The sequence below is a fragment of the Klebsiella indica genome (assembly GCF_005860775.1).
In the GTDB taxonomy this organism is placed as follows: Bacteria; Pseudomonadota; Gammaproteobacteria; order Enterobacterales; family Enterobacteriaceae; genus Klebsiella; species Klebsiella indica.
Map to the genome: position 1 here is coordinate 143018 of NZ_VCHQ01000031.1, position 20653 is coordinate 163670.

The window sequence follows — 20653 nt, forward strand, 5'->3', positions numbered from 1 at the left end:
ATTAAAAGATGGCTGGCGTCGACAGTACCAATACAAGTACTGAATGGGTATTGTTCATTTCTTTTGTGCTTTCATCGGGCTGCAACAGCTAGCAGAGATCTCTCCGGGAAGCATCGTATCGCTGATATTCAGCCTTACATATAAATGAACAAGTCAGCATAAATACTGTCAGCATAACCAGAATAACCAGTGTTGTTGTGGAACCGGCGAGAACAAGTAAATAGCCAGCCAGCAGACTGCCCAGACCCGCGCTAAGCTTAACAAATGTTCCGCTGATTGCTGATATTCTGGCGGCAAGCGCAACCGGCATTTCCTGAATGGTGAAAACGTTATAGCCCACATTCCACAGGCCGCCGAGTACAGCCTTGAAGACAAAAAGTGAGAATACCCAGAATGGGCTGGCTGAGATAATAAAACCAACGAATACGATGACCCGTAGGATATTTATGACAAGCACCAGCGTTCTGAAAGTCAGCATATTCATTATCTTTCCTTTCGATAAACGCCGAGGAGACGATTTTGATGAAAATGACCGGGCAGTAAAATGCAAAAACGCACCAGCTTATCTGTACGGGATTGAGGCCGAGACTTAATGCCAGTAACGGTAAGGCGATATGGTAAATTTCGATGCCGAGGAGAGAAAAAGCAGAACTCACTACAAAAATATTAAAGTTTCGCTTTATTGCAAATTCGTCCATAAAAGCGTTTTCCTTTTTCACTGGTCAACAAAGAGCAGCGACGCCTGCCCCCTCAGCCCTTCATCATCGACAGAATAAAATGACTCGCCACATGCTGGTTTACCGTCAAATATCGCCTGTGTAACCTGGTGACTATATTAAGCCATGTGCTATCCGGACTGAAATTATGTCGTGGATGTTGTGACTAACGTTGCGGAATGAGTCCGTTATGCGAAGACGCGACGTTGACAGGAAAGCGGGGGAATGCGTGTGCGGAACACTGCGGTAATCTGCGATGAGCAAAAAAAGCCCCGGGGGCGGGGCGAAAGGGATTTTAGTGGCTTTGTTGGTTGTAATACGCGACGCCCAGTTCATCTGATTTATCACTGCCTGAGGCCATGTGATTAAAATCAAACGGCGAATGATGTTCTTCCGATGGCATCATCATCGCATCGCGTTTGGTGTGATGAACCGGCGTGGTGGTTTGCTCCGCATACCCCTCGCCGGAGACCAGCGCCACGAGCAGCGTGGCGACGGCAACGAACAGTTTCATGAGTTCCTCAATACGTTTTTCCCGGCGATTAACAGCAGTTATTCAGTGGGTGCAGATAGCGCGACTCGCCCGGCACGTCGGTAACGCGATACTGATGCGGCGGGACATCGAAATAGTTTTTGAACGTTCGGGTTAACGTTTGTTGTGATTCAAAACCATAGCGCTCCGCCAGATATAAAATCGGCTCATCGCTTTGCTTGAGCTTTTGCGCAATCTCGGTCAGTTTGCGGCTGCGGATATACTGCCCCAGCGAGTGGCCGGTTTCTTTCTTAAACATTCTTTGCAGGTGCCATTTGGAGTAACCCGAACGCTCTGAAACTTTTTCCAGCGACAGGGGGGATTCCAGGTTATCCTCGATCCACGACAAAATACTTTGGATAGTGATGGCGTCGTTATTGCGTCTGGACATCATCTTACCTCTTCTTTATTACGGCAGGATTTTTTTAAGCAAATACTCAAGGGTGACCACTTCATCCGCCGACAGATGTTTTGTGAGTTCCTGGTGCAATTTCTGACCAACAGTCTGATGACACTGCTCACAAAGGGCCGCGCCGTCAGGTGTTAACTGTACCAGTACACCGCGTTTGTCAGTGGGGTTGGGTAACCGTGCGATCCAGCCTTTACAGGCCAGACGATCGAGCATGCGCGTCATTGCGCCGGGGTCAACAGAAAGCACGGTTTTCAGCGCAACGGGGGTAATGCATACTTCACAACGAATGGAGCAGAGCACCCGAAACTGGGTGGCAGTAATATCCATCGGGGAGAGGTAGTCGTTGAGCAGGCGATCTTTTTTCTGATTAACCATCTGAATCAAGTGACCAAGGGGGATCATGTCGTTAAACAGGTCTCTCGAACTTTTCATGATGGTTGCCCAGGCAATGATTTAGTTGCGATGGATATTATTGCTCATGCAAATATAAGTCAACTTAATGAATTGGCGGATGCCACAATTTGCTAAAACGAATAGTTGTGATGTAGGTCACTCTACTTCGCGCTGTTGGCGGTGGATTTTTCTGAATCAAGGTGCTTATCCGCACCTGGAAACACAAGACATACTTTTTATAACGTAATGTTTACAGGGTGTTAATTCACTATGATGGATCTCTTAAAAGCGATAGGCCTGGGCCTGGTGGTGATTTTACCGCTGGCAAACCCGCTCACTACCGTAGCGCTGTTCCTCGGCCTCGCGGGGAATATGAACAATGCCGAGCGTCATCGTCAGTCGCTGATGGCCTCAGTGTATGTGTTCGCCATCCTGATGGTTGCATGGTATGCCGGGCAACTGGTGATGAATACGTTCGGCATATCGATTCCCGGGCTGCGTATTGCCGGGGGACTGATCGTCGCGTTTATTGGTTTTCACATGCTGTTTCCGCAGCAGAAAGCGCATCATTCGATGGAAGCGAAGCTGAAATCCGAAGAGCTGCAGGATGAACCGACAGCCAATATCGCCTTCGTCCCACTGGCGATGCCAAGTACGGCAGGGCCGGGAACAATCGCGATGATCATCAGTACCGCGTCAACGGTAAAGCACAGCGCTGAATTCCCTGAGTGGGTGTTTCTGGTGGCGCCGCCGGTGACTTTCGCATTAATCGGCATCATTCTGTGGGCCTGTTTGCGTAGTTCCGGGGCGATTATGCGCCTGGTCGGCAAGGGGGGAATAGAAGCAATTTCCCGCCTGATGGGCTTCCTGTTGGTGTGTATGGGGGTGCAGTTCATTATTAACGGCGTGCTGGAGATCATTACCAAGTATCACGCCTGATGGTGCAGGCATCGGGATAAAAAAGCCTGCCGATCGGCAAATGCTTGTCAGTTAAGGGCTGTCAGTTGCATTTATGGCTGGCTGAGCGGTTCTGTCAATCGGTGGTTATGGCGAACATGGCGCGTTTTTCGTTTTCGCCCATTCAGATTCCGTGGTCAGTTCCGTTCACGATAAACTCGCGGATATTCGTTATATCCACAGCGTGTGAACGGGCAGGGGGACGTTTCGCCCGTCCCCCTGCACCCCCGGCATGGCGCTGAAAACCTGCCGCTGCGCGGTCCGCTCCACTCCGGCTTCATCTGGCGGACCGGGCGGGACTCGACGTCCCTGTCTCGACCCGCCCTCTGGCCGCCGTCCTGGCGGCCAGTCCTGGATGCGCGCCTGCGTTCCCGCCAGGTTTCCTTGATGCGCCCAACCCCCATGCGGTGAGTCCGTTATTCGTCAGGGGCTTTTCAGAGGCTGAAAGTCATAAAAAAAGTTATATCCTTTATATTTCAGCCCGTATCAGCTCAGTTAGTGAATCAACCGAATCAGATTTTCGTTTAAACCACCGATAATGCGATTGCCAGAGGCAAATAAAACAAAAGACAACACCGATGATTTGCTTAAGTGAACGGCATTGGCCGATCGGCAGGCTTTTTTCATCACCGAAGTCAGGAGTGGTGTGGTTGCTGGTCTTCCAGTGAGGTTGGCCAGCGGCGGAAAATCATTACCGCCCACACCAGCGCGATCAGAGCCGGGATTGCGCCAACATAACCAATAGAAGCCATCGACAACTGGGTACTGACCTGACTGCCCACCAGCGCGCCCGCGCCGATACCGATATTAAAGATCCCCGAGAACAGCGACATCGCCACATCGGTGGCATCCGGCGCTAAGGCCAGCACTTTCACCTGCATTCCGAGACCAATGATCATAATGGCCATCCCCCAAAAGACGCTGAGCAGCATCAGATGGTTGGCGTTGTGCGATGCGGGCAGCAGCAGCAGCAGGCAGGCCAGCAGCAGGCCAATCGCGGCGTTAATCAAGCCGGAAGCATGGCGGTTGCCGAGTTTACCAAACAGGATGCTACCGACAATGCCAGCGCCACCCAGAGTCAGCAACAGCACGGTGGCGAAATTATTGCTCAAACCGGCGACAGTTTGCACGAATGGCTCAATATAGCTGTAGGCGGTATAGTGCGCCGTGACCACAATGACCGTCAGCAAATAGATACTGAGCAACGCCGGACGGCGGAAAAGGACTGGCAGGCTTTTCAGTGACCCCGAGTGTTCGCTCGGTAGTGTTGGCAGCAGCCTGATCAAACACGCCAGCGTGACCATCGCACCCAGACCAATGACCAGGAAGGTTGTGCGCCAGCCAAAATATTGTCCAACAATGCGGCCAATTGGAATGCCGAAGACCATTGCCAGAGCGGTACCGGTGGCAATCAGGCTCAACGCCTGGGCGCGTTTGCCGTAGGGCGCCATGCGAATAGCCAGCGCAGAGGTGATTGACCAGAACACCGCATGAGCGAAAGCGATACCAATCCGGCTAACGATCAGGACGTTAAAGTTCCACGCCAGGAATGACAATATGTGGCTGGCAATAAACAAGACAAACAGTATCACCAGCAGTCGGCGTCGTTCCATCTTGCTGGTTAACAGCATAAAGGGCAGAGACATCAGGGCGACGACCCAGGCGTAGATGGTGAGCATAATCCCGACCTGCGCGGTTTCCATACCAAAGCTGTCGGCAATATCTGACAGCAGGCCGACTGGCGCAAATTCGGTGGTATTAAAGATAAACGCCGCTATCGCAAGCGTGACTACGCGAAGCCACGCAACTTTGCGTGAAACCGTCTTTGTCATCATAAATTCAGGAGTGGTCACGAAGAGGAAAGATGAGCCACGATCTTAAAACGATTGCTGATAAAAATACAATCATTTCGTGATCTATATCTCATTTTTGCTTTGGCTTGATGACGGTGGCTAACAGATTAATTTTTCTATAGAACGTGTGCATTTTACGTGTTTATGTCATGTTATCGATAAGCAAAAAAAATGAAAGGGCAGAATCATGCAGGAAATTAATTTTTATCTGGTTGACGCATTCAGCAATGTTAACTTTGGCGGTAATGCCGCAGCGGTTTGCCCACTCACTGAATGGCTACCGGATGCAACGCTGCTAAAAATGGCGCAGCAGCATAATCAGTCGGAAACCGCGTTTTTCGTCCGTACGGATGAAGGATATGAGCTGCGCTGGTTTACGACCCAGTATGAGATAAATCTCTGCGGCCATGCGACGCTTGCTGCCTCGCACGTGATTTTTGAATATCTTAATCACCCGTCATCGACGATTGTGTTCAGTACTCGTTTTGTTGGCGAGCTGCGCGTAACGCGCACTGGTGACTGGCTGACGCTGGATTTTCCGGCCTGGGCCTCAACGGTTGTCGAGCAGCCGCCTGCGGATCTGTTGACCGGTCTGGGGCTGAATGAGGCACAGGAGGTTCGCGTAGCACGCGATTACCTGGTGATTTTAGGCGATCGCCAGCAGGTGGAAGCCGTGCGCCCGGATATGCAGCGGCTTCAGCATCTGGGTAAAATGGTCTGTATTAGCGCAGCCGATGCTGAATATGATTTCGTTAGCCGCTTCTTCTGCCCGGGTGAGTCGGTCGCTGAAGATCCGGTAACCGGCTCAACGCACAGTATGCTAATTCCGTACTGGGGTGAAAAACTCGGCAAAACGGAAATGCTGGCCCGTCAGGTTTCGGCCCGCGGCGGCGATCTGCGTTGCCAGTGGCGCGGCGAACGGGTCTTAATCGGCGGGCAGGCGACGACCTATTTAATCGGCAAGATTACGCTGCGTTAAGGAGAGAGGCGGTGTGGGAAGATCCGGTGACCGGTTCGGCGCATACCATGCTGATTCCATACCGGGGCGCGAAGCTGGATAAAAGCCAGATGCTGGCGCGTCAACTTTCCGCGCGAGGCGGCGATATTCGCTGTACGCTAAAAGGGGAAAGGGTCTTAATGAGTGGGCAAGCTGTAACGTATTTGCAGGGCGAAATTTTCATTCAGTGATCCATTTTTCTGCTGAGATATCAGCGCCCGGTTTGCCCGGACGCTGATATGCGCCTCAATGCTGTTTCACCGTATTTAAATCGCTTGCTTGTGCGGTTTTCTCACTAATAGGCTCGACTTTTCCAAGTAAAAATAAATAGTTAAGTATTCCAATAACCACCAGGATCGCGGAGAAGATCAAGGCCCAGGTGAAGGAACCGGTTGTCGCGACTATCGCGCCGGTAATGATGGGCCCCACGGCGCCTCCCATATTAGATACGGTGTTTTGTAATCCGGCGACGATAGAAACACTATTTTTGGGGGCGACATCCCCGGGCAATGCCCAGACTTGTGAGGCGGCAACCGTCGTGCCTGATTTCGCCACGCATAATAAAAAGACGGTCATGAAGACTGAGTCAGTCAGAGGGGCAAAACCTATGCATAGCGCCATAAGTAGCCCGATAGTCAGGAAGAGTTTACGTGTTACCGTCAGGGAAAAGACCTTTTTATGTACCAGACGGTCAGATGCCCAGCCAGCAAAAACCTCAATCACCATTCCGCACAATAGCGGTAACGCCGCTACCATACCCATTTTAATAAAGTCCATTCCTTTATCTTTCACAAGGTAAGTGGGCAGCCAGGTGATAAAAAAATAGGAGGTATAGTTAATGGTAAAGAATCCGATACACATGGCCCAGATATTACGGTAGCGCAGCAGTTTGTACCATTTTATTGGTAATACAGATTTATCGCCGTGCCTCTGTTTTTGTCCGTCACGAATATGGCGGATTTCTGCTTCACTGATTGCTTTGTGTTCTTCCGGATTTTCAGCATAGACAAAATACCAGGCGATAACCCAAACCAGTCCGACGCCACCAATAATCAGAAAGGTCAAACGCCAGTCGAAGGTATATATCATCCAGACGATCAGGGGCATAGCGACTGCGCCGCCAAACTTGGAGGCACTATCAAATAAACCTGATACGGTCGCGCGTTCTTTGTCAGGGAACCAGCGTGCCGCAATTCCCGCATTACTGGGGTAGGCGGCTGCTTCACCCACGCCCAGAGCCAGACGTAGCGCCAGAAGAGACTTAAATCCGGTGGCAAGTCCCATCATTGAAGTGGCGATTGACCACCAGGCCACTGCGAGGCCAAGACCTTTCTTCTGACCGTAACGATCGGCAAACCATCCGGCAGGAATTTGCAGTAGTGAGTAAGACCAGAAGAACGCCGCCATGATGAAGCCCATCATTTCAGGATCGAGTTTTAGTTCATCAATCAAATGCGGTGCGGCAGCGGATAAAACGGTACGATCGATATAATTAATGGCGATAGCGAGCCACATTAATCCAGCGATCCACCAACGAATACGTGTATTGAGAGCGACCTTATTCATATATTCGGCTCTTAAGTAGATGTTTATCATATTCAGTGGGAATGCGATGCTTCCCACCTCGTTATTTACAGTGAATTCATTATATTTTCTGGGCGTTGCTTGCCGATGATGCAGGCAATAATATTATTCACGCAGCGTTCACTGATATTGCTGATGGCGCCATCGGTATAACCAGCAATATGTGCAGTAGGAATAAAGTTGGTTAAGGTAAATAATGGATGTTGATGACAGGGTTCATGTGCAAACACATCTGCCGCCGCGCCAGCAAGGTGGCCGCAACTCAAGGCATCATATAAATCCTGTTCATTCACGATCCCCCCACGAGATACATTAATTAAAAATGCACCTTTTTTCATTTGGTTAAGCCGAGGGGCAGAAAAAAGGCCTTCAGTTCCAGACGTTAAGGGAATGTGCAAGGTGATAAAATCACTGCGCTCAGTCAGGGTATCCAGCGAGACATACTCAATCTGATGCTCACGGGCAAAGGCTTCATCTTGCCAGTCATCACAGGCCAGGACCCGCATGTTAAACCCGCGCGCTCTTAGCGCGACCTGTTTACCAATATTACCTAAACCAACAATGCCGATAGTCTTGCCGTAGACATCGGTGGCAAAAATTCGCGGCCAGTTACCCGCGCGGGTTTCTTCAATTGCCTGTGAAAGCTGACGTGCGCTATTGAGAATTAAGGCAAAAGCGAAATCAGCAACGGCGTGTTTATTGGCATCTGGTACATTCGTGACGAATATCCCTCTCTGGCGAGTGGCATTAAGATCAATGTTATCGACGCCGACGCCGTGTTTACAGACGATTTTTAAATTTGGCGCTTTCTCCAGTAATATTTCATTCACATCGGTAAATGCGACTATCATTGCAACGGTATCGGGCAGATGTGCTTCGAGTTCACTAAAAGGGGCATCAGCGGCAAGTTGAATTAATTCAAGATCGGCGTTTCTGAGCGCTGTACATGGCGCTGCGTCATATTTTGCAAATGACGGTGAGGTACAAATCACTTTCATATCCAGAACCTGTCTATTTAGCGACGTTAATCATCGCAAGATTGAAGACCCGTTCCGGCGCGAGTCGCGCCGGAGGACGAAACGGTTATTGCAGATAAGTGTTAATGATCCCTTTAATCTGCGACAGTTGTTGCTCACTAAACTGCACCGCATAGCGGCTGTCGCCAACCTCGTGGCCCATTAGCTGTAATGCCTTTTTGACCGCGGCTGGCGAGAACGCCACTTTATAAAGATCGGTACGTAGTCCGGTCACACTCTCCTGGGCCCTGCGAGAGCCTTCAATATTACCGGCCTTAAACTGTGACCAGATGGCGTTGATCTCGTTTGGTGCGACATTAGCCAACCCGGAAATGCAGGCGCTGCAGCCATCGACAAACCCCTGATGGATCAGTGAATCAGGGCCATTCAGCACGTTAAAATCGGCAATATCCTGTACCGCATCGAGGAACCCCTTCAGGCTTTCATAACTCCCTGCGCTGTCTTTGATGCCGATAATATTCGGATGTTTTGCCAGCGCCCGCGCGGTTTGCGGTTCGATTGTATTGCCCGTTCGCGCCGGGATGTTGTACAGAAACATCGGAACGCTCAGCGCGTCGGCGATGGCGGTATAGTGGCTGATAAGCTCCTCCTGTTTAAGCGGCACGAACCACGGGGTGATCACCGATACTGCGTCAACCCCCAGTTTTTCAATTTGCTTACCCAGACGAATGGTTTCGCGGGTGGATACTTCGCCAATGTGCGCGACCACCGGTGCTTTTCCGGCGGCTTCTTCCACGCAGGCTTTGGCGACGGCGACTTTTTCCGCCTCATTGAGTACAAAGAACTCGCCGTTGGTACCGCCGCAGAAAATACCGTTGCCCGCCGCCATCTGCCGCCGGACCTGCTGTTTCAGCGCCGGGATGTTCACTGCGCCATCGACGGAAAAAGGTGTGACAATGGCGGTCAAAACGCCGGTAATTGAATTGCTCATTCTGGTTTATCTCCCTGGTTTTATAGCTGTGGAAACAGCGTGCGATAAATCGCCTGGACCTGGTCCTGGTTGACGCTGCATGGTGCGTTATTCATTAACCGTTTAACGTTAAGCGCTGCTTCGCTGAGTTCGCCGATGCTCTGCTGCGGGACGCCCAGGGTGGCGAGGTTGTCGGGCAGCTGTAGTTTTTTCACCAGCGCTGCAAGCCAGGCTACCAACGCGTGTGATTTTTCTTCAGCGCTGAGAGTCAGGTCGGCATCGGGAAGCAGTTCCCAGACCTGGGCGAATTTTTCCACCGCATGCGGACGCACCACTTTCATACAGGGTGCCAGCAGGATGGCGTTCGCCACGCCATGGGGCAGATGATACTTGCCGCCCAGAGGATAGGAGAGAGCGTGGACCAGGTGGGTGCCCGCATGGTTAATCGCCACCCCGCCATAATAAGAGGCCCACAGCATCTCCAGTTTAGCCGTCAGATTCTGCGGATCGGTCACCGAAAGCTCGATATTGCGTACCAGCTTGTGCAGGCCAATCAACGCGGCGTTATCGCTAATCGGATTAGCGACCGTTGAGGTAAAGCATTCAAGCAGATGGCATAGCGCATCAATGCCGGTAGAAGATGCGATATGCGCGGGCATGCTGGTGGTTAACTCCGGCAGCAGGGCGACATAGTCCGGCAACAGTACCGGAGAGATAATCCCCACTTTGGTGTTCTGTTCCGGGATCGCCAGGATCGCGTTTGGTGTGGCTTCGGAACCGGTTCCCGCCGTCGCCGGGATCAATAATGATGCCACTTTCTGCTGCGGTTTTTCTCCCTCTAGCAGCGCGGTCAGCCCCGGCGAGCTGGGATGCAGCAGGACGGAGAGCAGCTTGGTCACATCCAGAACGCTGCCGCCACCGATCCCCACCACCATTTCCGGCTGGTCTGCGGTGACGAGACTATAGATCTGCGCCATATCATGCTGGCTCGGTTCGGCGGGAACCGCATCAATCATCTGTACCTGACGGCCTTCATCTTCCAGAAGCGCGCGAATCCGCCGCGTGGCGTCGAGTTTGCCAACATTGGTATCGGTGATCAGCAAAATCCGTTGTTTGCCTGCCAGCAGCGGGCGCAGGGCGGTAAACGCGCCCGCGCCGCTAATCAGAGTGCTGTTAATGGTTGCCACGTCTCTCTCCTGTCATTTGAATGATTGAATTTAATCATTCATGCTCGTATCACTCGCTTAGTGGAGAGAAGTTATAATTTATACAGCGAGTGAATAAATTGAACTTGCTCACATTTAATCAATTGTGATTGAATATAATCATTATCAGCTTCCAACAGCGAGATAAGGGATAACGATGGGCAGTGGCGATAATAAGGTGCTGGTGCTGGCTGATGACTTCACTGGCACTAATGACGCAGGCGTTAGCCTGGCGGAGAGCGGAATGCGGGTTGAGGTGGCGTTCACTGCGGATTATCAAGGTGAGGCGCAGGCATTAATCCTCAATAGCGACAGTCGCGCGTTGACGGGTGAAGAGGCGGCGCGGCGTGTCACGCATTTACTACAGGCGGTCTGGCCACGTTTTCAGCCGCGGTGGATGGTGAAAAAAATCGACTCCACGCTGCGGGGGAATCCTGGTGCGGAGCTGGACGCCGCGATGCGGGCGATGAATTGCCGGGTGGCGGTTCTGGCGCCTGCTTTCCCGGCTGCCGGGCGGGTCACGCGCGGCGGTCAGTGCTTTGTGCATGGTTTACCGGTTGATGAAACGGAGTTCGCCAGCGACCCGAAAACACCGGTGCGTAGTGCGGATATTGCCACCGTCGTGGCGCAGCAGAGCGACTGTCGTTGTTTGCACGTGTCGCTGGATAAGCTGGCGACAGAACTGGCCTGTCCGGCCAGCATACCGCGCGTGCTGATTGTTGATGCGGAAGTGAATCACCAACTGGATGCGGTTATCGCCGCGGTAATGGATACGGAGCAGCACGTGCTGTTGGTGGGCTCGGCGGGTTTATGTGACGCGCTGGCGCGCAAGCTGAGCACCGTGCAGCATGGGCCGTTGCTGGCGGTTGTTGGTTCGATGAGTGAAATCGCTCAGCAGCAGGTTGCCAGTCTGAGTACCCATCCGCGGGTAACGCGGATCGATATTGATGTCGCCAGGGCTTTCGACGGCGATGCAACAACGGATGCCCGGCAAATTGCCGCGGTATTGAACGGAAATAATCATTGTGTGCTCACTACGCGGCCCGATAGCGCGGCGCGAAAGGGGATTGATGGTCTGTGCCATCGGTACGGCGTGGATCGTGCTGCGCTTGGGGAACGTATTTGCTGGTATCTGGCGCGGGTCAGCCAACTAGCTATCGCGCAGAGTCAGCCAGGCGCGCTCTATTTATCCGGCGGCGATGTAGCCATCGCTGTGGCCCAGGCGCTGGGCGCAAGCGGATTTCATATTACGGGTCGTGTGGCGCAGTGTGTGCCGTATGGCAATTTTCTGGGGAGTCGCTGGCAACGGCCGGTAATGACCAAGGCAGGCGGATTCGGCACGGCAACCACATTGCTGGAGGTCGTGAATTTTATTGAGGAGAAAATGAGTGACTAACATCATTGCGGTAACGATGGGTGACCCGGCTGGCATTGGTCCGGAAATTATTATTAAATCTCTGGCAACGGGGAAACTGAGCGGCGCGCCGGTGGTCGTGGTGGGCTGTGCGCAGACGCTGCGGCGGGTTATGGCGAAAGGAATTACTCCGCGTGCTGAGCTTCGCGTCATTGATAATCCCGGACAGGCGCAGTTTACGCCTGGCACCATTAATGTGATTGATGAGGCACTGACCGATCCGGAAGGATTGCGCGCCGGGGAGGTGCAGGCGCAGGCTGGCGATTTGGCTTACCGTTGCATCAAGCATGCCACGGCGCTGGCGCTGGCCGGTGACGTTTCGGCGATTGCCACCGCACCGCTAAACAAAGAGGCGCTGCATCTGGCCGGGCATCATTTCCCGGGGCATACTGAAATGCTGGCGCATCTGACGCAAACCAAAGATTTCGCGATGGTGCTGTATACGGATAAGCTAAAAGTTATCCATATATCCACACACGTTGCGTTGCGTCACTTCCTTGATAACCTGAATCAGACGCGCGTGGAGACGGTTATTGCTATCGCCGATAGCTTTCTGCGCCGTGTCGGCTTCAGCAATCCGCGTATTGCCGTCGCTGGCGTTAATCCTCACGCCGGCGAAAATGGCCTGTTTGGCGATGAAGAGATCCGTATCGTTGGTCCGGCGGTCGCAGCGATGAAAGCCAAAGGGCTCAACGTTACCGGCCCCTGTCCGCCGGATACGGTATTTATGCAGTGCCATGAAGGGATGTTTGATATGGTGGTGGCGATGTATCACGATCAGGGCCATATTCCGCTAAAATTACTCGGATTTTATGATGGGGTGAATATCACGGCCGGACTGCCGTTTATCCGGACTTCCGCAGACCACGGGACGGCGTTTGATATTGCCTGGACAGGCAAAGCCAAGTCTGACAGCATGACGACCTCTATTGAGCTCGCCATGCAAATAGCACAGGAATAATATGAAGGGATATAACCGGTTAGAGCAGATTATGGATTTTCTGAAGAGCCATAATCTGGTGACAGTCGACCAACTGGTCACGGTGACCAGCGCGTCGCCAGCAACCATTCGCCGCGATCTGATTAAACTCGATGAGGAAGGGGTGATCAGCCGCACACATGGCGGCGTGACGCTTAACCGGTTTATACCTTCCCAGCCGACGACGCAGGAGAAATCTCAGCGCAGTCGGCAGGAGAAACACGCCATCGCCAGCCTGGCGGCGACATTAGTCAACCCCGGAGACGCGATTGTGTTGGATGCCGGCACGACGATGATCGAACTGGCGCGGCAAATTACCCATCTGCCGTTGAGGGTTATCACCAGCGATCTGCATATTGCGCTGTTTCTCTCGGAATTCAGGCAAATTGAAGTCACCATTATTGGCGGGCGCATTGATGATAGCAGCCAATCCTGCATCGGCGATCACGGTCGTCGGCTGTTGCAAAATATCTGGCCCGATCTGGCATTTGTAAGCTGTAACGGCTGGGATCTGGAGAAGGGCGTGACCTCGCCAACGGAAGAAAAGGCGGCACTGAAGCGCGATTTAATCGCTAATGCCCGGCGGCGGATATTGCTGGCGGACAGCTCTAAATACGGGGCCTGGTCGCTGTTTAACATTACGCACCTGGACTCACTAACCGACATTATCACCGATAATCATCTGCCGGAAGAGACGCGCGACGCCCTGGCGCATATTCATCCCCGGCTGCTCATTGCCGATTAGCCGGGAAGACGATTTACGGCAGACGGGCGATATTGGCCTTAATAACATCAATTGAGTGGCGGAATTTCTCCGCTTCATCATCGGCTAACTGCAGCTCAATAATCTGCTGCACGCCGCTTTGTGTCAGTACCGCCGGGACGCCTGCCGCCGCGCCGCTCACGCCATATTCCCCTTCGAGAATGCACGATACGGCCAGCGCACGATGGCTACCGGTGAAAATATTACGACAAATCTCGGCGATGGTGCCGGCGACGCCATACTCGGTACAGCCTTTTCCTGAGTAAATCTCAAACCCCAGTTTGCGCACCTTTTCGGCAATTAACTCCCGGTCGAGGATTTTGCCGGTATGTTTTTGATAGACGTCGCCAATGGCGGAGCCGTAAACCGCCGAATGCGACCAGACCGGAAACTGGGTGTCGCCATGTTCGCCGAGAATAAAAGCATCGATACTTTGCGCGCCGATATTCAGCGCCTGCGCCAGTATCCGCCGTAAACGCGTGGTGTCGAGCCAGACGCCGGTGCCCAGCACCTGACTGCGCGGCAGACCTGAAAGCTGCCACACCTGCCAGGTGATAATGTCGCAGGGGTTGGTGGCGATCAAAAAGATGCCGTTGAAGCCATTCGCCATCATCTGCGGAACGAGGCTTTGGACAATTTTTGCCGTGTTAGTCAGCTCGTCCAGACGGGTTTGCCCTGGCTTCAGCGCGCCACCGGAAACGGTGATCACCGCGATATCGACATCCGCGCAGTCGCTGGCTTCCCGCGTGGAAATGGTCATCATCCCCGGCATATAGGCCGCCGCATCGCTCAGATCCTGTGCATGGGCGTCGGCGCGGGCTTTGTTCAGATCAACGAGGATCAGCTCCTCGCAAATATTTTGATTTAACAAAGCGTAGGCTGCGGAAGCGCCGACGTTGCCGACCCCGATAATCATCACTTTGCGCGCTTTGGTATTCATCGCATTCTCCTGATAACAGATGTCGTGTCGCAAAATTACTGCGTCTCAAGGTGATGGCGCAAGCGAGGAGGGGATCTATAAGTTAATGCTATGACAGTGAAGTGTATGCCCTGCGCTACAGTGCGCTGAAAAAAGGAGCGTATTTATGTACACCATCGCCGCGATCCCGCCAGACCATCCGGATCTGAATGCCTTAATTGCCCAACTGGATGCTTACCAGCAGGCGCTTTACCCGGCCGAAAGCAATCATTTGATCGACCTTAGCGCCCTGCCGCCGGCGTCTGTGATTGCACTGCTGATCCATGATACCGCGTTACGACCGGTCGGCTGTGGGGCGATTGTGCTCGGTGAAGAGGGATTTGGCGAGATGAAACGCGTATTTATCGATCCAAATCATCGCGGTCAGCAACTGGGAGAAAAACTGCTGGCGGCACTGGAGAAAGAAGCGCTACGTCGGGAATGCCATACCGTGCGTCTGGAAACCGGTATTCATCAGCATGCCGCCATCACCTTATATACCCGCAATGGCTACCAGACTCGTTGCGCCTTTGCGCCGTATCAGCCCGATCCGCTGAGCGTCTTTATGGAGAAACTGCTGCTTGCCGATCTTCGTTCAGCAGCGCTATAAACGCGTCAAGCTGGCGGGTTTTTGCCCCGCGCCGCCATATTAGCCAGGTGGTCAGCCAGCGCCACTCTTCGGCCAGCGGCCAGGCGGAAACCTGCTGGTGGCCAGGCATACTCTCCAGCATACTGCGCGGGATCAGCGCCAGTCCTGCGCCTGCAATCACGCAGGCCAGCATTCCGTGATAAGACTCCATCTCATGGATCCGTCCCGGCGTCGCACGGTCAGCATGAAACCAGTTTTCAAAATGGCGGCGGTAGGAGCAGTTGGCGCGAAACGCGTAGACACTGGCGCCGTTAACCTCGCTGGCCCGTGAGATGGGCGAGTGACCAAAGGGGGCGACGATCATCATCTCTTCCGGGAATACCGGGAGCCCTTCCAGCCCCGGATGGACCAGCGGTCCGTCAACAAAGGCCGCGCTGAGTTTCCCTTCCAGCACCCCGTCGATCATCGCCCCGGAAGGGCCGGTTGAAAGGGCCAGATGGATCTTTGGGTAGCGCTGGTTATAGTGCGCCAGGGTGGGAGAGATCCGCACCGCGGCGGTGCTTTCCAGCGATCCGAGTGAAAATAACCCCTGTGGTTCATCGCCGGCAACGACCATGCGAGCTTCCTCAACCAGGGCCAGGATCTGCTGGCTATAGCGTAAAAAGCTGTGGCCGGCGGGCGACAGACGCAGGCGTTGGTTTTCACGAATAAACAATTCGACGCCGAGGTCCGCCTCCAGTTGACGAATGCGCGTGGTCAGGTTCGAGGGCACGCGGTGTACCTTCTGTGCGGCCTGGGTGATGCTGCCAGTGCTGGCGACGGCGTTAAACATCTCGAGCTGGCTCAGGTCCATAGTATTCTTCTTTAGTGAATGGGTTGCTTAATATTATTCAGTTTTAATGAATGGAAGGGTAAGCCAGAATAAGGTGACTTCGCAATCAACACAGAGAGAAAAACGATGAATTTATCTGCGACTCATGCGGTTTCCGTGAGCCCGGCCACCGGAGAGACGGTGTCATCTCTGCCCTGGGCGACTGAACAACAGGTCGATTCCGCTATTGCCCTTGCGGAACAGGCTTATCGCCAGTGGCGTAACGTCAGCCTGGCAGAGCGGGCGGCGGCATTGCGTAAAGTCGGCAGCGTGATGCGCGCCCGTAGCGAGGCGCTGGCGCAGATGATTAGCCGCGAAATGGGTAAACCGATAGCCCAGGCGCGTGGTGAAGTTGCTAAATCGGCTAACCTTTGCGACTGGTATGCTGAACACGGCCCGGCGATGCTGAATACCGAAGCGACCCTCGTGGAAGAGAATAAAGCCGTCATAGAGTACCGCCCGATGGGCGCTATCCTCGCCGTCATGCCGTGGAACTTCCCGGTGTGGCAAGTGCTGCGCGGCGCGGTGCCGATTCTGCTGGCGGGCAACAGCTATCTGCTGAAGCATGCGCCGAACGTGCTGGGCAGCGCGGAGATGATCGGCGAAATTTTCACTGCGGCGGGCGTGCCGGATGGCGTGTTTGGCTGGGTGAATGCCACTAACGAGGGTGTTTCGCAAATAATTAACGATTCACGTATTGCGGCGGTCACCGTGACCGGCAGCGTGCGGGCCGGGAAGGCCATCGGCGCTCAGGCCGGCGCGGCATTGAAAAAATGCGTATTAGAACTGGGCGGTTCCGATCCGTTTATCGTGCTTAACGATGCCGACCTTGATGAGGCCGTGACGGCAGCGGTGATTGGTCGCTACCAGAATACCGGGCAGGTCTGTGCCGCCGCGAAACGTTTTATTGTCGAAGCAGGGATTGCCGATGCCTTTACGCAGAAATTTGTTGCCGCCGTTGCCGCGCTAAAAATGGGCGATCCGCGCGATGAGCAAAACTATCTCGGGCCGATGGCGCGTTTTGATCTGCGCGACGAGCTGCATGAGCAGGTGCTGGCGACCCTAAGCGAAGGGGCGACCCTGCTGCTTGGCGGGGAGAAAATCGAAGGCGCGGGCAACTATTACGCCCCGACGGTGCTTGGCAGCGTCACCGCGGAGATGACCGGTTTTCGCCAGGAGCTCTTTGGCCCGGTGGCGACCATCACCGAAGCCCGTGACGCAGACCATGCGCTGGCGCTGGCAAACGACAGCGAGTTTGGTCTGTCGGCAACAGTCTACACCACCAGCGAAGAGCAGGCGCAGCGTTTCGCCAGGGATCTGGAATGCGGTGGCGTGTTTATCAATGGCTACTGCGCCAGCGATGCCCGCGTGGCGTTTGGCGGCGTGAAGAAAAGCGGATTTGGTCGCGAGCTATCCCACTTCGGCCTCCATGAATTCTGCAATGTGCAGACCGTCTGGAAAGATCGCCGCTAAGCCCTGACTGTTCCTCCGGTTGCGCAGTGGCGTGCCGCGCAATCGGGGAATTGCATCAGTTTTCTGCTTGCGCACGTTATTCCGTTTATCCCTGACAGGAAAGCAAATAAGAAACAGGCTGTTTCTCGGTGCGTTGTGCGCCTATAATTAGCGCCCGAATTTTGTTGTTGGCAAGGAGCCTCGCGTGGCGATGGTAATAAATAACGCAATGCTCGATGCCATTTTGGCTGAAGTCAGGCCGCTGATTGGGCGCGGTAAAGTCGCGGATTACATTCCGGCACTGTCACGCGTCAGCGGCGATAAGCTCGGTGTTGCTATCTGCACGGTGGACGGGCAGCACTACAGCGCGGGTGACGCGCATGAGCGTTTCTCCATTCAATCTATCTCGAAGGTCCTGAGCCTGGTGGTGGCGATGAATCACTATCAGGAGGATGAGATTTGGCGGCGAGTCGGCAAAGATCCTTCCGGTCAACCCTTTAATTCCCTTTTGCAACTGGAAATTGAACAGGGCAAACCGCGCAATCCCTTTATTAACGCCGGGGCGCTGGTCGTCTGCGATATGCTGCAAAGTCGCCTTAGCGCGCCGCGTCAGCGAATGCTGGAAATCGTCCGTCGTCTGAGTGGTGTGGGCGATATCGCTTATGATCCGGTGGTTGCCCGTTCTGAATTTGAACACTCGGCGCGTAATGCTGCGATTGCGTGGTTGATGAAATCCTTCGGCAACTTTGATAATGATGTCGCCACGGTGCTGCAAAACTATTTCCACTATTGTTCGCTGGAAATGAGCTGTGCCGAACTGGCGCGTACCTTCCTGTTTCTGGCTGACGGCGGCATTGCGGCACACCTTGAAACGCCGGTTATCGCGCCGATTCAGTCACGGCAGGTCAATGCGCTGATGATGACCAGCGGGATGTACCAGAATGCCGGTGAATTTGCGTGGCGCGTTGGTTTACCCGCGAAATCCGGCGTCGGCGGCGGGATTGTGGCTATCGTGCCGCAAGAGATGGTGATTGCGGTCTGGAGCCCGGCGCTTGATGACGCCGGGAACTCGTTGGCCGGGATCGCGTTACTGGAAAAGCTTACCCGGAGACTGGGAAGGTCGGTATTCTGATGGCGTCAATCGAAAATCTGTTTACCCGTTTACAACGTTCGTCTTTTCGCGCTCGCTTTCGGCTCGGCGCTAAGGAACGGCAATATTGCCTGGCTAAGGGGCCCGACGTTATTGATCAGCATGCGGCTGATTTTATCGCCAGACGGCTGGCGCCGGCGGTAATTCCTAACGACGGTAAGCAGACGCCAATGCGCGGCCATCCGGTATTTATCGCGCAACATGCGACGGCGACCTGTTGTCGCGGTTGTCTGGAAAAGTGGCACGCTATCCCGCGCGGTCGGGCGCTCAGCGAAGGCGAGCAGCGTTATGTCGTGCAGGTGATTCATCACTGGCTGGTGATCCAGATGAATACTGACGCATAATTCATCCGGCGCCGGTGGATGCCGGATAATTATTCTCATGATACAATAAATCGCTAACTGATTATTAACACAATAAGTGTCTGAAACAATTAGACGGATCATCATGAATGTCTTCACTGTCAATTCGGTCATTCTCGCTGTTTCGTGAGGATCATCGCCTGCGCGACGCGCTGGTGTTGTTCACGTTAACAGTACTTCTGCACTTACTTGGCGGAATGCTGCGCCTTGTACAGGAACTGTCATTCTTCTGGCCGCTCAATGCCGTGATGGCAGGGATTTTTGCGCGTTATGTCTGGCTAAATCGCAGTTATTTTTACGCCGTCTGTTTTGCCGCCATGCTTATCTGTGACGGTTTAACCTCTCGTTGGGGAATGGGATTCGCCTCTGTCCTGATTAATTTCTCCAATATCGTCTTTATTGTCACGCTGGCGCAGCTCATCTTATGGGATAAGCGGCGGACAGATTCGATGCCGGGGCCGATTAACGCGCTGAGTTTATTTTGCTACTGCCTGTTCGCCGCGCTGCTCTGTGCCGCCATCGGGGCGCTGGGGTCGGTGGATGTTGAACGCGCCACCTTCATTCCCCAACTGGCGGACTGGTTTAGCGAACAATTCTCGACCGCTGTGCTAATCCTGCCGTTTATTTTGACCCTCACGCTGCCTTCTGCGTCAGGCGCTTTTCGTCTGCGTCAATTGTTGCCGGTGATTGCGCTGGTGTTGTCGATCGGGCTCGGCGTTGCGGTGGGCGGGGCCGGAAGCATTACTTTCCCTTTACCCGCGCTGATCTGGTGTGCGATTCGCTATCCCTTACCGCTGACCTGCCTGTTAACCTTTATAACCGGGATTGGTGAAATTCTGCTGGTCGCTAATTCGCTTATCCATTTCTCTGCCGATGCCCGGATGCAGCCGTGGCAACTGTTTTCGACGCGTCTGGGGATCGCGGCCATGTTAATTAGCCCGGTTATTGTCGCCTCCAGCGTCGAAGCGATTAATAACCTGGTTAAACAGCTGGCGTTGCGCGCTGATTTTGATTTTCAGACAAGGGTCTATTCCCGCTCGGGGTTATGTGAGGCGCTGAAACATCAGCCTCTGCCATCTGACAGGTTATTAACGATCATGGTGCTGGATATTGATGGCTTCAAGCAGATCAATGAACAATGGGGATATGAGTGCGGAGACTGCGTGCTGGCTCAGTTTGCCCAACAGGTGCGGTTGCTGGTGGGGGAAAAGGGGATGGTGGCGCGTATTGGCGGGGAAGAGTTTGTCGTCGCAGCGCAGACCTCATCAGCGCAAGAGGGGCAAATGCTGGCGGAGACCATTCGCCAGGGCATTGCGTCGCATTCCTTTATCTGGGGGCAAAACAAAATCCAGTTAACGCTCAGTATTGGGCTGGAGAGTCAGAATCCGGGAACCTTAAGGGTGAGCGAACTGTTCAATCAGCTACTAAGGGAAGCCGACGATAATATGATTCAGGCAAAAAAATCCGGCTGCAATCGTATTTACACCGAAAAACTGGCGGAAAGTTCGCCATAAGAAAA

General features: G+C 53.6%; 22 protein-coding genes. 11 read left to right on the plus strand and 11 right to left on the minus strand.

Annotation, left to right across the window (positions count from 1 at the left end; genetic code table 11):
* Window positions 1-88: 88 nt before the first annotated feature.
* The 4 genes from FE839_RS21345 to marR form a co-directional block, all read right to left on the minus strand.
* The gene (locus tag FE839_RS21345; protein WP_138362763.1) at window positions 89-484 is read right to left on the minus strand and encodes an MFS transporter; all 396 of its coding nucleotides are present in this window, start codon (window positions 482-484) and stop codon (window positions 89-91) included.
* A gap of 527 nt (window positions 485-1011) precedes the next feature.
* Window positions 1012-1230, minus strand: a complete 219-nt coding sequence (gene marB / locus FE839_RS21350; RefSeq protein WP_138362764.1) for a multiple antibiotic resistance protein MarB — start codon at window positions 1228-1230, stop codon at window positions 1012-1014.
* Between the two features lie 28 nt (window positions 1231-1258).
* Window positions 1259-1639, minus strand: a complete 381-nt coding sequence (marA, locus tag FE839_RS21355) for an MDR efflux pump AcrAB transcriptional activator MarA (RefSeq protein WP_138362806.1) — start codon at window positions 1637-1639, stop codon at window positions 1259-1261.
* An 18-nt stretch (window positions 1640-1657) separates the two neighbouring features.
* Entirely contained in the window at window positions 1658-2092 is a 435-nt protein-coding gene (gene marR / locus FE839_RS21360; RefSeq protein WP_138362765.1) for a multiple antibiotic resistance transcriptional regulator MarR, read from the minus strand.
* A gap of 231 nt (window positions 2093-2323) precedes the next feature.
* Between marR and FE839_RS21365 the strand changes: the two genes are divergently transcribed.
* Window positions 2324-2992, plus strand: a complete 669-nt coding sequence (locus tag FE839_RS21365; protein ID WP_138362766.1) for a MarC family NAAT transporter — start codon at window positions 2324-2326, stop codon at window positions 2990-2992.
* Window positions 2993-3645: 653 nt separating this feature from the next.
* On the opposite strand, the gene FE839_RS21370 is transcribed toward FE839_RS21365, so the two are convergent.
* Window positions 3646-4845, minus strand: coding sequence for a sugar transporter (locus FE839_RS21370; protein ID WP_138362767.1), 1200 nt, complete (start codon window positions 4843-4845; stop codon window positions 3646-3648).
* A gap of 205 nt (window positions 4846-5050) precedes the next feature.
* Between FE839_RS21370 and FE839_RS21375 the strand changes: the two genes are divergently transcribed.
* Together FE839_RS21375 and FE839_RS21380 are read left to right on the plus strand one after the other, a co-directional pair.
* A complete protein-coding gene (locus FE839_RS21375; RefSeq protein ID WP_138362768.1) occupies window positions 5051-5842 on the plus strand; it encodes a PhzF family phenazine biosynthesis protein in 792 nt (263 codons plus the stop codon).
* 11 nt (window positions 5843-5853) lie between these two features.
* Window positions 5854-6051, plus strand: coding sequence for a PhzF family phenazine biosynthesis protein (locus FE839_RS21380; protein WP_421808871.1), 198 nt, complete (start codon window positions 5854-5856; stop codon window positions 6049-6051).
* Window positions 6052-6106: 55 nt separating this feature from the next.
* Here the strand turns inward: FE839_RS21380 and FE839_RS21385 are convergent, their stop codons facing one another.
* The 4 genes from FE839_RS21385 to FE839_RS21400 all read right to left on the minus strand — a co-directional run bounded on the left by FE839_RS21385 (window position 6107) and on the right by FE839_RS21400 (window position 10578).
* Complete coding sequence (locus tag FE839_RS21385; RefSeq protein ID WP_138362769.1) at window positions 6107-7426, minus strand: MFS transporter; 1320 nt, start codon at window positions 7424-7426, stop codon at window positions 6107-6109.
* Window positions 7427-7491: 65 nt separating this feature from the next.
* Window positions 7492-8442, minus strand: coding sequence for a phosphoglycerate dehydrogenase (locus tag FE839_RS21390; RefSeq protein WP_138362770.1), 951 nt, complete (start codon window positions 8440-8442; stop codon window positions 7492-7494).
* An 85-nt stretch (window positions 8443-8527) separates the two neighbouring features.
* The gene (locus FE839_RS21395; RefSeq protein WP_138362771.1) at window positions 8528-9412 is read right to left on the minus strand and encodes a dihydrodipicolinate synthase family protein; all 885 of its coding nucleotides are present in this window, start codon (window positions 9410-9412) and stop codon (window positions 8528-8530) included.
* 20 nt (window positions 9413-9432) lie between these two features.
* A complete protein-coding gene (locus tag FE839_RS21400; protein ID WP_138362772.1) occupies window positions 9433-10578 on the minus strand; it encodes an iron-containing alcohol dehydrogenase in 1146 nt (381 codons plus the stop codon).
* A gap of 175 nt (window positions 10579-10753) precedes the next feature.
* Between FE839_RS21400 and dtnK the strand changes: the two genes are divergently transcribed.
* From dtnK to FE839_RS21415, 3 genes are read left to right on the plus strand one after another with little or no spacing between them, the layout of a single operon-like run.
* Window positions 10754-11992, plus strand: a complete 1239-nt coding sequence (gene dtnK, locus FE839_RS21405) for a D-threonate kinase (protein ID WP_138362773.1) — start codon at window positions 10754-10756, stop codon at window positions 11990-11992.
* Complete coding sequence (locus FE839_RS21410) at window positions 11985-12971, plus strand: D-threonate 4-phosphate dehydrogenase (RefSeq protein WP_138362774.1); 987 nt, start codon at window positions 11985-11987, stop codon at window positions 12969-12971. Before dtnK ends, FE839_RS21410 begins: the two co-directional genes overlap by 8 nt.
* Before the next feature lies 1 nt (window position 12972).
* Window positions 12973-13734: a DeoR/GlpR family DNA-binding transcription regulator gene (locus tag FE839_RS21415; RefSeq protein WP_138362775.1), complete on the plus strand. Its 762-nt coding sequence runs from the start codon at window positions 12973-12975 to the stop codon at window positions 13732-13734.
* Window positions 13735-13747: 13 nt separating this feature from the next.
* Here the strand turns inward: FE839_RS21415 and FE839_RS21420 are convergent, their stop codons facing one another.
* Window positions 13748-14692 (minus strand): L-lactate dehydrogenase, encoded by a 945-nt coding sequence (locus FE839_RS21420; RefSeq protein WP_138362776.1) that lies wholly within the window; start codon window positions 14690-14692, stop codon window positions 13748-13750.
* A 145-nt stretch (window positions 14693-14837) separates the two neighbouring features.
* Here FE839_RS21420 and FE839_RS21425 point away from each other — a divergent pair, with 145 nt between their 5' ends.
* Complete coding sequence (locus FE839_RS21425; RefSeq protein WP_138362777.1) at window positions 14838-15320, plus strand: GNAT family N-acetyltransferase; 483 nt, start codon at window positions 14838-14840, stop codon at window positions 15318-15320.
* Here the strand turns inward: FE839_RS21425 and ptrR are convergent.
* Window positions 15274-16152 (minus strand): putrescine utilization regulator PtrR, encoded by an 879-nt coding sequence (gene ptrR / locus FE839_RS21430; RefSeq protein ID WP_138362778.1) that lies wholly within the window; start codon window positions 16150-16152, stop codon window positions 15274-15276. The two genes, FE839_RS21425 and ptrR, sit on opposite strands and share 47 nt — an antisense overlap.
* A 105-nt stretch (window positions 16153-16257) precedes the next feature.
* Here ptrR and sad point away from each other — a divergent pair, with 105 nt between their 5' ends.
* The 4 genes from sad (at window position 16258) to FE839_RS21450 (ending at window position 20648) form a co-directional block, all read left to right on the plus strand.
* The gene (gene sad / locus FE839_RS21435; RefSeq protein WP_138362779.1) at window positions 16258-17643 is read left to right on the plus strand and encodes a succinate-semialdehyde dehydrogenase; all 1386 of its coding nucleotides are present in this window, start codon (window positions 16258-16260) and stop codon (window positions 17641-17643) included.
* A gap of 190 nt (window positions 17644-17833) precedes the next feature.
* Window positions 17834-18754 carry a glutaminase B gene (gene glsB / locus FE839_RS21440; protein WP_374043513.1) on the plus strand — a complete coding sequence of 307 codons (921 nt, stop codon included), beginning with the start codon at window positions 17834-17836 and terminating at the stop codon, window positions 18752-18754.
* Entirely contained in the window at window positions 18754-19116 is a 363-nt protein-coding gene (locus FE839_RS21445) for a DUF4186 domain-containing protein (RefSeq protein ID WP_138362781.1), read from the plus strand. The genes glsB and FE839_RS21445 overlap by 1 nt, the downstream gene beginning before the upstream one ends.
* 107 nt (window positions 19117-19223) lie before the next feature.
* Window positions 19224-20648 (plus strand): GGDEF domain-containing protein, encoded by a 1425-nt coding sequence (locus FE839_RS21450; RefSeq protein ID WP_171034939.1) that lies wholly within the window; start codon window positions 19224-19226, stop codon window positions 20646-20648.
* Window positions 20649-20653: the final 5 nt, after the last annotated feature.